The following is a 12,547-nucleotide window of genomic DNA, read 5'->3' on the forward strand; positions in this document are numbered from 1 at the left end:
CGGGCGGTGGCTCAGCGCGGCTTGATCGACGTCTGCTGCGCAAAGTACACATGCCATGCGCCGCGATCCCAGACGTAGTAATCGGCAAACCATTGCCGTCGGACCTGCCCGTTGGCGCCCTTCGATGTGCTGACGCCATAGGCGACGGCCGCGTCGCCATGCAGCAACACTTTCTCGCCGGGAAAATCCGGTATCGGCAAGTGCTTCCCTTGGTTGGCTCGTGCAAGGGCGAGCTCGTCGCTTAAGTGCCCTGTGCGGCCGTCGCCGAAGATTTCGGTGAATGTCGGCAGCAGCAGGCACGACTCCAGTGCCGCGTCGCCCGTGAGGAAGGCGACGGACCAGGCCCGTTCGAGCCGTTGGATGGTGGCCGCGTCCGGTCTTTGTCCTTGCAGCTCGTGGCGATGGCATGCCGCGGTGGCCTGTGCGTGGACAGGCATGCACGCCGCGGCGGCAAGACCCGCGGCCAAGGGCCATGCGCGTCCACGTCGCGGATGCACGAGCAGGTCGGAACGATGTTTCACGGGCATCTCTCCGGCGGTGACCTGTCGTCAAGTTATCGCCCTCGCGCAGGGCTGCCGCGGTCCTGTGATGGCCGACGGGATTGCAGTGACGAGCGGCCGGATCCCGGGAGTGGGCGGAAGGAGGCCGACGAAAAAGCCCGGCTCAGGAGCTGCGCGGCAGCACGGGCCGCGGCGCACAGGTACCCATCGTCTCGCTGCTGAGCGGCGCGCCGGCGGCGAGCAGGGCGGCGCGCTGCTCGGCCAGCGGCAGGCGCAGCGTGCAGTCTTCGTAGCGGGCCAGCTTCTGCAGGGCAGGTTGCGATTGCACCAGGGCCACCAGCGCGGCGGCGCGCGGCCAGCGCGCGGCATCGATCTCGTAGCGCACGAAGGTGGCGGTGCGGAAACAGCTGGCTATGCTGAGGTCGGCGATCGACAACGCGCCGAAGATGAAGCCGTCTTCCGGCAACTGCGTTTCCAGGTAGTCGATCGCAGCGGGAATCTCCACTTCCAGCGCCTGTGCCACCACGGCCTCGTCGGGGGCTTCGCCGAATACGCGGCGACGGATCGAACGCTGGTAGAACAACCGCCAGATCAACCCGTCGGCCAGCCGCGTGTCGGCGTATTCCTCCAGCCAGCGTGCGCGGGCGCGATCGGCGATGTCGCGCGGGTAGAGCGACGGGGTGGGATGCCTGTCCTCCAGGTACTGGCAGATCACCGAGGAGTCGTTCAGCACCAGCCCGTCGTCGATCAGCACCGGCACGCGCCGCAGCGGACTCAGCCGCGCGAAGGCCTCGTTGCCGACGAACGGCGGCATCGGGTCGATCTCGTAGTCCAGTTCCTTCAGCTCCAGACAGGCCAGCACCTTGCGCACGTAGGGCGAGAGGTAGCTGCCGATCACTTTGCGTTGCGCGGGCACGACGCTGATCTCCTGGCACTGATGCTGGGGAAAATCCTACACGAATGCCGTGGATTGTCTTCTTTGGGTATGCCTGCCTTTGGATGTCCATCGGTGCGGAAGGCGTTGCCGCGGCGATGCGGTTTCCACGCTGCGCGGGTTGCCTTCCGGTCCTTTCAGCCGCAGCTTCCCATCGCCGTCCTGCTTCGCCCGTGATGCCGTGACCGGATCCTGGCGCATGAACATCACGGCGACGATCGCAAGCGATTGCGGCGACGTGTATTCGACAAGGTCTTGCGCCGCATATCGCGGCGTCGATCACCCTTCCGGCCACGGCTGGAAGCGTATCGTCTCGCGGAAATCGTCGTCTTGCGATTTGGGGATGGGTGATCTGTTGAGCAGAGCGGCAGTCGGGACTCGAATGGCCGCAACAGCGCGCATCGCTGTGAACGATGGGGGCGTGTCAATGGGCGAGCGGGGAGCCACGCCGTCGTGACGGTTTCACGATGGCGGCGCGTCCTGTCCGGCGCAGCCATGAACGATCGCCGGGAACGCATGCCGTTCCCCGCTCCACTTCACTGTCTACATGCAGAGGTGGCTACCAATGATCAAGTCGATTTCGATGGGGAACGGTTTCACGGGCGGAACTTCCCGCCTGGTGCGGCGGGCATGCCTGCTTTCGTTTGCCGTGGCGATGGCGCTTGGCGCGACCACGACCGTGCAGGCCGCGCAGTTCCTGACCCACCACGTGCGCGATGCGGTGAGCCAGGGTACGGCGAAGCAGATCGGCGAACTTCCCGCCAGCCAGCTGATGAGCCTCGATGTGGTCCTGCCCGTGAGCGACCAGGCGGGGCTGGCAAGGTTCGTGGCGGGCGTCACCGATCCCAGCAGCATCAGCTACCGCGACTACCTCACTCCGGCCCAGTTCACGGTGATGTTCGGTCCGACCCAGCATGACTACGACGCCGTGGTCCAGTACCTTGTCAGGAATGGCTTCACGGTCACCGGCGGAAGCCGCGACGGCATGGACGTGCAGGTCGTCGGGCCGGTTTCCGCGGTGGAGAAGGCCTTCAACGTCAGGATGCGCACCTACCAGCATCCCACCGAGAACCGCATCTTCTACAGTCCCGACCGCGAGCCCACGACCGCGCTGGGCATCCCGCTATGGCATGTCTCGGGCCTGAGCAATTACTCGATCCCGCATCCCATGCTGGTCAAGCGGAGCGACTATGCGCTGGCCCACGGCATTGCCGCCGACAAGGTCGTGTCGCACGCCACCACGGGTTCGGGCCCCTCGGCCTCGTTCCTGGGCAGCGACATGCGCGCGGCCTACTACGGCGGCAGCACGCTGACCGGCGCCGGCCAGAACCTGGGCCTGTTCGAGTTCGTGGGCACCGACCTGGCGGACCTGGTGACGTACTACAAGAACACGGGGCAGACCAACAACGTGCCGGTCACCGTGCTTTCGACGGACGGCACCAGCGCTTCCTGTGTCGACTCGAGGGCCGGCGGCAGCTGCGACGACACCGAGCAGACGCTCGACATGACGCAGGCGCTCGGCATGGCGCCGGGGCTCGCCAGCCTGACGATGTACGTCGGCTCCACCGACACCGCCATCCTCAGCGCCATGACCACGCACAGCCCGCTGCCGACGACCATCGGCTGTTCTTGGGGCTGGACGCCGGCTGATCCGTCGACCCTCAATCCCTATTGGGAAAAGATGGCGGCCCAGGGCCAGAGCTTCTTCGCGGCGTCCGGCGACAGCTCGACCTGGTCGAAGCGGAACGAGGCGTGGCCCGCCGATGCCGCCTACGTCATCTCCGTCGGCGGAACCGACCTGACCACCGCTTCGGCGGCCGGGGCCTGGAAGTCGGAGACGGCCTGGGTCGACAGTGGCGGCGGCATCTCGCCCGACAAGATCGCCATCCCCTCGTGGCAGGCGGCTGCAGGGGTGATCAACTCCAGCAACAAGGGCTCGACCACCTATCGCAATGGCCCGGATGTCGCGGCCAATGCCAACTTCACGTTCTACGTGTGCGCGGACCAGACCACCTGCACGGCCAACGAGTACGGCGGCACCAGCTTTGCCGCGCCGATGTGGGCCGCCTTCGTCGCGCTGGCCAACCAGCAGTCGGCCGCCAGCGGCGGCGCGCCGGTCGGTTTCTTCGATCCGGCCGTCTACGCGCAGAACGAGTCGGGCGGCAAGCTGACCAGTGCCTACACTGCCGACTTCCACGACATCACCAGTGGCAAGTCCGGCACCTACTCCGCGGTGGCAGGCTATGACCTGGTGACCGGCTGGGGCAGTCCGAAGGCAGCGTTGATCTCGGCGCTGATCCCGTAAACGCGGCGCGCCCGGTACAGGCGTCCGGGCGTTCTGAAACCTGGCCCGGGGATGGATCCCCGGGCCTCTCCGTCCCGGTGGCGTCGGAACCCGGCAAAGAAATCAGCCTGCCTCGTCGGCAGCGACACCACGATGGGCGTGTCATTGGAATCCGGTGCGATCGTCGCGAAGCGACCGGTGGTGCGATGCGCCGGTTGCCACCAATGCATTGCGCGGGCATGTCGTCACCACCCTGGCGGTGTCAGGCGAACCCTACACGAATGGCCGGAATTGCCCGCTTTGACGTGTCGGGCAACTTGCCTAGCATCCCCAACCGATTCCGCCCCGTAGTAGCGCCGGGCGCAATCCCGCCAGGGCACAGGGGCACATTCGATCAGTCGCCGTTTCCGAAGCCGTGTCCACCGGAGGTGGCTGGTTTCGGGCGGCCCATCCTGCCTCGGCGATCACCCACCTCACGAGGAAACCGTCTGTGAAGATCAAGTCGCTCATGTTCATGTCGTCCCTGGGGCTGCTCGCGGCCTATGCGCCCCTGGCACTCGGTGCCGGTGCCCCGAAGGACGAGGCGGCCGTCGTGGGTACGCCCGCGCCCGACAGCAAGTTCGCCAAGATCCAGGTCGGCATGTATTCCAAGGAGGTCATGGACCTGATCGGTCCGCCCACCGACCAGAAGACCTACATGACCGGCAAGGCCTGGATTCCTTTCCATTTCGGCGGCGACAACTCCCGCACGGAGTTCCATTACAAGGGCGAGGGCGTGCTGACCTTTGCTGATGGTGGCGTGGGCAACGTGGGCTCGATGAAACTCATCAGGATCACGGTCAACACCTCCGAGTCCGGTTACATCCATTGATCCGGTGACCACCCGCAGTGCGGCCCGGCGCCCGCCGGGCCGCACTGCGGCCCTTCCTTGCGGCAGGGCGGGTATCAGCCTGCGGCAGGCAGTGCAGGCAGTGCAGGCACCATGGTGGGCGTACCGTTGGAATCCAGCGCGATCATCACGAAGCGGCCGGTGGTGCAGACGCGCCGGTCGCCGCTCAGCGGATCCTCGGCGGTCATCTCGACTTCCACCTGCATCGAGCTGCGACCGGTGCCGACGATGCGGGCCACCAGCTCCACCAGCTGGCCCTCGCGCACCGGCACGCGGAAACTCACTTCCTCCGAACGTGCGGTGACCACGGTGCGCCGCGCGTGGCGCGAAGCCACGATGAAGGCCGCCTTGTCCATCCATGCCAGCGCCTGGCCGCCGAACAGCGTGCCGAGATGGTTGGTGTGGTCGGGGAAAACCATTTCCAGCAGGCGGGCTTCGGGCAGGGTGCTCGGCATGGGCGGGTCCGGAGAGGGTGGAAAGCCCGCCATTCTGCCGCAGAAGCCTTGACCGCTGCCTATGACGGGCGGATGGCGCCGCCGATGTTGCGGCGCCAGATGACAGATTGTCGCAGGCATGGGCTACTGGTACCCAAGTCGTGCCGTCGGGGGACGGCAGCGGAGGTCGGGCGTCATCGTCATGGCTCGCATATACGCCGACAACGTCGTGTTCCTGATGCGTCCGGGCGAGACGGCGCGGCGACGTGTCGAGCGCGCGCCGGACCGGCGCAGCCCGCCATCCAACGACACCGCCGTGGCATGCCACGCCACGAGCGCGAATGCCTCGCTGGGATACAGTCATACCGTGGCGCCCCGTCCCGCTGTCGACAGCGGGACCCGGCAGCAAACTGGAGCGAATGCCCGTCGCGCCCCGCTGCGCTGGGTGCTGCTGCTGGCCGCCGCCTGCGTGTTGCCGGTAGCCGTGTGCACCTGGCGCGCCGTGGCCCATCAGGCCTCGCTGCAGCACTACGCCACTGCCACCGGCGAGCAGCGCAAGCTGCCGCTGCCCGGTGGTGGCACGGCCTTGCTGGATACGGATACCGCGGTCAGCACGCCTGCCGGGCAAGGGCGCGAGCTGAGACTGGAGCATGGCCGCGCGCAGTTCGACCTGAAGCCCGCGTTGTCGCAGCCGTTCGCGGTGCACGCCGGCGACGGCGTCGTCAGCGCGGCAGGCGGCCGTTTCCAGGTGAGCCGACTGGCTCACGAAGTCCGCGTGGTCGCGCTCGCCGGCACGGTGTCGGTGAACCTGCCGGCCAGCAACGAGCAGGTGACGCTGCGTCCCGGCCAGCAGGTCGACTACGGCTACGGTCGCCTGGGCGGCACGCAACCGGCGGACCTGGCTGCCGCGCGTGGCTGGCCCCGGGGCGAGCTGGTGTTCTACCGGCGCAACCTCGCCGAACTGGTGGCGGCGATGAACCGCTATTCGGATACCCGGCTGGTCATCGGCGACGATGCCTTGCGCAACCTGCCGGTCAGCGGCGTCTTCGACGCGGGCGATCCGGCCGGGCTGGCGCAGGCGCTGCAGCGCAGCCGGCTGCTGCGGGCCGTCCGGGTGGCGCCGGACGAGATCGTGCTGCAGCCCGCGGCACGCTGAGCCCGCCCCTTTCTTCCCGTTCCACCTCGTGGTGCATCCGGCATGGCCTCAACCTTTGGCAGGGGTGCCGAAGGTCATGGCGCGCTAGCATCGGGCGCTCGCGCACGGCGCGAAGGTCGCTTCACCAGAACACCCGCATCCCGAGGGGAACACGACAATGCATTCGACGATCGGCAAGAAACGCCTGTGTGGCGCGCTGGCGGCAGGGCTGCTGACCTGCGCCAGCGGCGCGATGGCGCAGGGGCGCACGCTCACCGCGCAGGATTACGCGCAGGCAGAGCGCTTCATGAGCTACAACACCATGCCGCTGGTCGACCACGACGTGCAGCGGGTGAAATGGCTGGACGACACCCACTTCTGGTATGTCGACCACGACGCCAGCGGCGACCACGCGATGGAGATGGACACCGCCACCGGCAAGGCCGCGCCGGCGTTCGACCAGGCCAAGCTGGCCGCCGCGCTGGGCAAGGTTGCCGGCAGGCCGGTGCAGGCGAACAAGCTGCCGCCGCGCGGCTTCGGCTTCAGCGTGCAGGCCAACGGCGACTACGACGTCGCGCTGATGGGCAAACACTACATCTGCGATCTCAAGGGCGCCGGCGAGTGCATGGCCAAGGCGGTGGCGAAGACCGGCGACGAGCCCGGCATCCTTTCGCCCGACAAGACCAAGGAAGCCTTCATCCGCGACTGGAACCTGTGGGTGCGCGACCTCGCCACCGGCAAGGAGACCCAGCTCACCACCGACGGCGTGAAGGATTTCGGCTACGCCACCGACAACGCCGGCTGGATCCACACCGACCGCGCCGTGCTGAACTGGTCGCCCGACTCGAAGAAGATCGCCACCTACCAGCAGGACCAGCGCGGCGTGGGCGAGATGTACACCGTGCGCACCCAGGTCGGCCACCCGGTGCTGGACGCCTGGAAGTACCCGCTGCCTGGCGACAAGAAGGTGTTCATGATCGAGCCGGTGGTGATCGACCTGGCCAGCCACAAGGTGATGCGCCTGAAGATCGATCCGCAGCAGCGCCTCTCCAGCCTGTGCGACGACATCAGCTGCAGCAGCGACGGTCACTGGGACGACCTGAAGTGGGCGCCAGACAGCAAGACTTTCGCCATGGTCAACAGCTCGCGCGACCGCAAGCAGGTGTGGTATCGCATTGCCAACGCCGACACCGGTGCCGTGCGCACCGCCTTCGACGAGAAGGTGGCGACCTATTACGAGAGCGGCATGGAGCACGCCAACTGGCGCTACCTGCCGGATTCGCACGAAGCCATCTGGCCGTCCGAACGCAACGACTGGCAGAACCTCTACCTGTACGACACCAACACCGGCAAGGAGCTGCGCCCCATCACCACCGGCGACGGCAACGTCATCGACGTGATGCACCTCGACCGCAAGTCGCACGAACTGTGGTTCACCGGTACGGGCCGCCTGCCGGGCGTGAACCCGTACTACAAGCAGTTCTGGAAGGTGGGCCTGGATGGCGGCAAGCCGGTGCTGCTCACGCCGGAGGACGCCGACCACACCATCAGCATGTCGCCCGACGGCAAGACCTTCGTGGACAGTTACTCCACGCCTACCGTGCCGCCGGTCACCGTGCTGCGTTCGGCCGATGACGGCCACGTCATCGCCACCGTGGCGAAGGCTGACATCAGCCGCCTGAAGGCCGCCGGCTGGGTGCCGCCGATCCCGTTCACGGTGAAGGCGCGCGACGGCAAGACGGAACTGTACGGTGTCATGTTCAAGCCCACCAACTTCGATCCGCACAAGAAGTATCCGGTCATCGACTACGTCTATCCGGGCCCGCAGACCGGCTCGGTGCGCGGGCGCAGCTTCCTGCCCTCGCGCGGCGACAACCAGGCGCTGGCCGAGCTGGGCTTCATCGTGGTCGCACTCGACGGCATGGGCACGCCGTGGCGCAGCGCCAGCTTCCACCACACCTGGTACGGTGACATGGGCGACAACACGCTGCCCGACCAGGTCAAGGGCATCCAGGAACTGGCGCAGCGCTATGCATGGATCGACATCAACCGCGTCGGCATCTGGGGCCATTCCGGCGGCGGCAACACCACCGCCGACGCGATGTTCCGCTACCCCGACTTCTTCAAGGTCGGCTGGGCCGAGAGCGGCAACCACGACAACCGCAACTACGAAAACGACTGGGGCGAGAAGTACCAAGGCCTGCTGGTGACGAACAAGGACGGCACCACCAGCTACGACAACCAGGCCAACCAGGACATGGCGAAGAACCTCAAGGGCCGCCTGATGCTGGTGCACGGCACGATCGACGACAACGTGCCGCTGGGCGAGACCATGCTGGTGGCCGATGCCTTGATCAAGGCCAACAAGGACTTCGACATGCTGATCATCCCCAACGTCCACCACGGCTACGCTGCCGCAACGCCCTATGCCACGCGCCGTCGCTGGGACTACTTCGTGCAGTACCTCGCCGGCAACACGCCGCCGAAGGAGTACGAATTGAAGAAGTGGCCGTGGTTCTGATCGCAGTTGCTTGGGTGATGTAGCAAAAAGGCCGGGGTGCGAGCTCCGGCCTTTTTGTCGTTTTGGCAGCTGGATACGGATGCGTCAGAGAAGCTCTGATTTTGTCCGCCATCCTGGCGGGGCGCTTCAGGAAAGCTCCTCCCGGGAGCGACGAGCAAGGAGCCGATCGATCAGGCCATCCTTCAGGTGTTGTCGACTGGCTTTGTGAGGCCTTTGGTAATCACTTCGTCGATCAGCTGATCCATTGCGCGATTCGCTTTGTCGGCGGCTTCCCGCAACTGTCGACTCTGGACGGCAAGTTGTTTGTCGAGTGCGGCCTGTTGCTGATCGAGTACGCGTTGGTGGCCATCCTGTTGTGCCTGCAACGCAGCCAGGCGTCGATCAAGTTCGGCTTGCTGTGCGTCGATGGCATGTTGCTTGGCTTCGATGGCGCGTTGTTGCGCAGTATCCACGCCATCTTGACCAGAGCGCGCTGCCGCAGCGGCCATCCGAGCTTGCGCGGCCAGTTCGGTTTGCTTGCCTGCCAGCTCGACCTGAGTACGTGCGAGCTCGGCGGTGCGCATGGCAATGCCCGCGTTTTGTCGGGCAGCAGCGCGTTCCTGGGCGGCAAGGCCGATTTGCTGGTGCGACAGCCCGGATACGGGCGCGAGGATCCGCTTTGCCTGCTCAATGGTGGCGGGATCGCGGACGAGATAGACCTTGTTGCCACGACGGATCCAGAACAGCGGGTCGCCGTTCTTGGGGAGGCGCTTGATGGCATCGGCGTCCGCAGGGATGCCGCGTACCGTCAGACTACTGCCATCGAACAACGCGTAACCCTGCTTCGCTCCCGAGTCGATGTCGATGTTCACGCTGTTGGCATTGAAGCCAAAGTTGGGTGCAGGTGGTGGAGGTGGAGGAACAGGCGGCGGCGGTGGTATGGCATGCGGCGGTGGGGGCGGAGGCGGCGGCGGAAGGGTGCCGGGCATCTGCGAGGGTGGTGCCGGCGGCTTCGGCGGCAGTGGTGGCAGCGTGGTGGAACTGGCCGATACGGGAGCGGCGGAAGACGCGGCATGGTCGGTTGCCACCACGCGATACGGCAGCACGCCGATCAGCGCGACCAGCGCGACGAGCAGCCAGCCGCGGGCACGCGGCATGGCCGTAGAGGTCTGTTGCAGCATGAGCAGTCGCCTCTTGAGGTTGTGGAAGGTGGGGGATGCGCCGGCCAGCGCGGCATGCAGCGGGCGGGCTACGCCGAGGCGCAGCAGCAGGCGGCCGTAGTCCTGTGGTGCGATGCGTTGCTGCTCCACGGCCAGCGCATCGCAGGCGGCTTCGCGGTTGAGCGCGTATTCGCGCATCGCCCAGCGCAGCAGCGGGTGGAAGAAGAACAGGCGCGTGGCCAGTGCGGGAATCCAGCCAAGCAGCAAGTCGCCGCGTTTCAGATGCGCGAGTTCGTGGGCCAGCGCCAGTAGCGCTTCATCCGCATTCAACTCGTCGTGTGCCGGCCACAGCACCACCGGACGCAAGCCGCCGCTGACTTGCGGCGAGGTGATATCGGCCGACGCAAGCACGGCAGGCGCGCGGCGCAAGCCGAGCATGCGCGACTGTCGCGCGCAGCGCGTCAGCAGTTCGGCATCCGTCGTTGAGCGCGCGGCGCGGTGCAGGCGACGCGCGCGGGCATGGTCGCGAATCAACGCGGGTAATTGCGCCAGCAGCAGGAGCAACCATGCGGCAAACAGAGTCCCGCGCCAGTACGCGGAGATCCAGCTGCCATGGACATCGGGAATCGCGGCTGGTGCACTCACGGAGTGCTTGCCTGCATGGTCGAAGCTGGCGGTATGGATGATTACGTCGGCCGGCGAGCTGCGTGGCAACGCGGCAGCCGGTGCTTCGACCGCCGTCGACGGTGCCAGCAACGGCAGCCGGATCGGTGCTTGCCAGCACAACCCCAGCAGCGCCTGCAGTCCCACCAGCCACCACAGCGCGCAGCGTGCGGCGGCAGGCAGGCGCGGAAGCGTGCGGATGAGCAGCATTACCACCGCAACCAGCAGTGCGGCCTGCAATGAAGTCCAGGCCAGGCGTTCTAGCCAGATGGAGGCCAGATGATCGAGCGTCGACATCTCACTTCTCCTTGCGCGTGCCCTGGAGTTGTTTCACCAGCGCCTGCAGTTCGGCCAGTTCGTCGTCGCTGACTTCGCCACGCTCCGCCATCCACGCCACGAATGGTGACACCGAGCCACTCAGGGTGCTTTCCACGAACCGGCCCACCGCGCTGCGCATCGCCTCACCGGGGCCGGTGGCGGTGCTGTAGCGGTACACGCCCTGCGCCTGCCGGCGCTTGAGGTAACCCTTGGCGCGCAGGCGCTCCATCATCGTCAGCACGGTGGAGCGGGCGAGGCCGTGCGTCTCGCCGAAGCCGGCGGCCACTTCGCCCACGGAGGCGGGTTCGTGCTCGGCCAGGTAATGCAGCAGGGCGAGTTCCTGGTCGCCGATGGATGGTCTGGGCATGCGGGTACACCTGTTTTGACTACACGTGTCAGCACGCTACGCCTGACGACACGTGTAGTCAATAGGGTCCGGAATGCACATGGGCGGTATGCCTTTCGGCAAACCGCCCATGCATGCACGATGCCAGTACGCCGGATTCAGAAGGTCATGTCGAACGCTACTTCGCCCTCCACGCCGACCTGGTAGGCGGAAACGCGGCGCTCGAAGAAATTGGTGACTTCCTGCACGTCCTGCAGGTCCATGAAGTCGAACGGGTTCTTCGCGCCGTACTTCTTCGGCAGGTCGAGCTGGGCGAGGCGCTGGTCGGCGCAGTATTCCAGGTACTGGCGCATCTCCTTCGACGACAGACCGACCACGCCGCCGGAGAGCACGTCCTCGGCGAACTGCGTCTCGCAGGCGATAGCGTCTTCCAGCATTTCCTCCACCTGCGCGCGCATCGGCTCGTCGAACAGGTCGGGTTCCTCCGCGCGCACGGTGCGCACCACCTCGAAGGCGAACGCCATATGGCAGCTCTCGTCGCGGAACACCCAGTTGGTACCCGAGGCCAGGCCGTGCAACAGGCCACGCGAGCGGAAGTAGTACACGTAGGCGAACGCAGCGAAGAAGAACAGGCCTTCGATGCAGGCGGCGAAGCAGATCAGGTTGAGCAGGAATTGCCGGCGCTGCTCGCGCGTCTCCAGCTTCTGCAGGCCCTGGATGGAATCGATCCACTTGAAGCAGAACTCGCCCTTGGCGCGGATCGAGGGGATGTTCTCGATCGCCGCGAAGGCCTTCGCGCGCTCGCCAGGATCGGGGATGTAGGTGTCCAGCAGGGTGAGGTAGAACTGCACGTGCAGCGCTTCCTCGTAAAGCTGGCGCGACAGGTACATGCGCGCCTCGGGTGCGTTGATGTGCTGGTACAGGTTCAGCACCAGGTTGTTCGACACGATGGTGTCGCCGGTGGCGAAGAATGCGATCAGACGGTGGATCAGGTGGCGGTCGGCCGCCGACATCTTCGCGTTGAGGTCGGCGGTGTCCAGCGAGAAATCCACTTCGTCCACCGTCCAGGTGTTCTTGATGGCGTTGCGGTACATCTCGTAGAACGCCGGGTAGCGCATCGGGCGCAACGTGAGTTCGAAACCCGGGTCGAGGATGTGCTGGGGGCGTTCGGGTTGGGCGGACATGGCTGTTCCTTGAGGAGACATTGGACGAGCGATCCTTCTCTCTGTTGGGAGACAAATCGGCAGGATTGCCGATTTGTGCGGTGAAGCCGCCCGAAGGGTGAGCCACAGGGATGTGGCGAATACAGGTGCCCCGGAGAGGCGGATGAGGGTTCGGGCCCGCGTGGCGTTTGCGCGGAGTCGAACCCTCACCCCGGACCCCT

At 66.2% G+C, this 12,547-nt stretch carries 10 protein-coding genes; 4 read left to right on the forward strand and 6 right to left on the reverse strand.

What is annotated here, in order from left to right; translation table 11 throughout:
• Positions 1–11: 11 nt before the first annotated feature.
• Positions 12–521, reverse strand: a complete 510-nt coding sequence (locus ABQJ54_RS08685) for a hypothetical protein (protein ID WP_367853898.1) — start codon at positions 519–521, stop codon at positions 12–14.
• A 142-nt stretch (positions 522–663) separates the two neighbouring features.
• Positions 664–1,416 (reverse strand): glutathione S-transferase family protein, encoded by a 753-nt coding sequence (locus tag ABQJ54_RS08690; protein WP_367853899.1) that lies wholly within the window; start codon positions 1,414–1,416, stop codon positions 664–666.
• Between the two features lie 583 nt (positions 1,417–1,999).
• Between ABQJ54_RS08690 and ABQJ54_RS08695 the strand changes: the two genes are divergently transcribed.
• Together ABQJ54_RS08695 and ABQJ54_RS08700 are read left to right on the forward strand one after the other, a co-directional pair.
• On the forward strand, positions 2,000–3,739 hold the full coding sequence (locus tag ABQJ54_RS08695; RefSeq protein WP_367853900.1) for a S53 family peptidase: 1,740 nt from the start codon (positions 2,000–2,002) through the stop codon (positions 3,737–3,739).
• 487 nt (positions 3,740–4,226) lie between these two features.
• Positions 4,227–4,589 carry a hypothetical protein gene (locus tag ABQJ54_RS08700; RefSeq protein ID WP_367853901.1) on the forward strand — a complete coding sequence of 121 codons (363 nt, stop codon included), beginning with the start codon at positions 4,227–4,229 and terminating at the stop codon, positions 4,587–4,589.
• Positions 4,590–4,663: 74 nt separating this feature from the next.
• Here ABQJ54_RS08700 and ABQJ54_RS08705 read toward each other — a convergent pair whose 3' ends face one another.
• Positions 4,664–5,062, reverse strand: coding sequence for an acyl-CoA thioesterase (locus tag ABQJ54_RS08705; RefSeq protein ID WP_367853902.1), 399 nt, complete (start codon positions 5,060–5,062; stop codon positions 4,664–4,666).
• 181 nt (positions 5,063–5,243) lie between these two features.
• Between ABQJ54_RS08705 and ABQJ54_RS08710 the strand changes: the two genes are divergently transcribed.
• Entirely contained in the window at positions 5,244–6,197 is a 954-nt protein-coding gene (locus tag ABQJ54_RS08710; protein WP_367853903.1) for a FecR family protein, read from the forward strand.
• 157 nt (positions 6,198–6,354) lie between these two features.
• Positions 6,355–8,697, forward strand: a complete 2,343-nt coding sequence (locus ABQJ54_RS08715; protein WP_367853904.1) for a S9 family peptidase — start codon at positions 6,355–6,357, stop codon at positions 8,695–8,697.
• Between the two features lie 182 nt (positions 8,698–8,879).
• On the opposite strand, the gene ABQJ54_RS08720 is transcribed toward ABQJ54_RS08715, so the two are convergent.
• The 3 genes from ABQJ54_RS08720 to ABQJ54_RS08730 form a co-directional block, all read right to left on the reverse strand.
• Positions 8,880–10,796, reverse strand: a complete 1,917-nt coding sequence (locus ABQJ54_RS08720; protein WP_367853905.1) for a M56 family metallopeptidase — start codon at positions 10,794–10,796, stop codon at positions 8,880–8,882.
• A gap of 1 nt (position 10,797) precedes the next feature.
• Positions 10,798–11,184 carry a BlaI/MecI/CopY family transcriptional regulator gene (locus ABQJ54_RS08725; RefSeq protein ID WP_367853906.1) on the reverse strand — a complete coding sequence of 129 codons (387 nt, stop codon included), beginning with the start codon at positions 11,182–11,184 and terminating at the stop codon, positions 10,798–10,800.
• 137 nt (positions 11,185–11,321) lie between these two features.
• Positions 11,322–12,347: a ribonucleotide-diphosphate reductase subunit beta gene (locus ABQJ54_RS08730; RefSeq protein WP_367853907.1), complete on the reverse strand. Its 1,026-nt coding sequence runs from the start codon at positions 12,345–12,347 to the stop codon at positions 11,322–11,324.
• Positions 12,348–12,547 lie beyond the last annotated feature (200 nt).

The organism is Rhodanobacter lycopersici (assembly GCF_040812335.1).
In the GTDB taxonomy this organism is placed as follows: Bacteria; Pseudomonadota; Gammaproteobacteria; order Xanthomonadales; family Rhodanobacteraceae; genus Rhodanobacter_A; species Rhodanobacter_A lycopersici.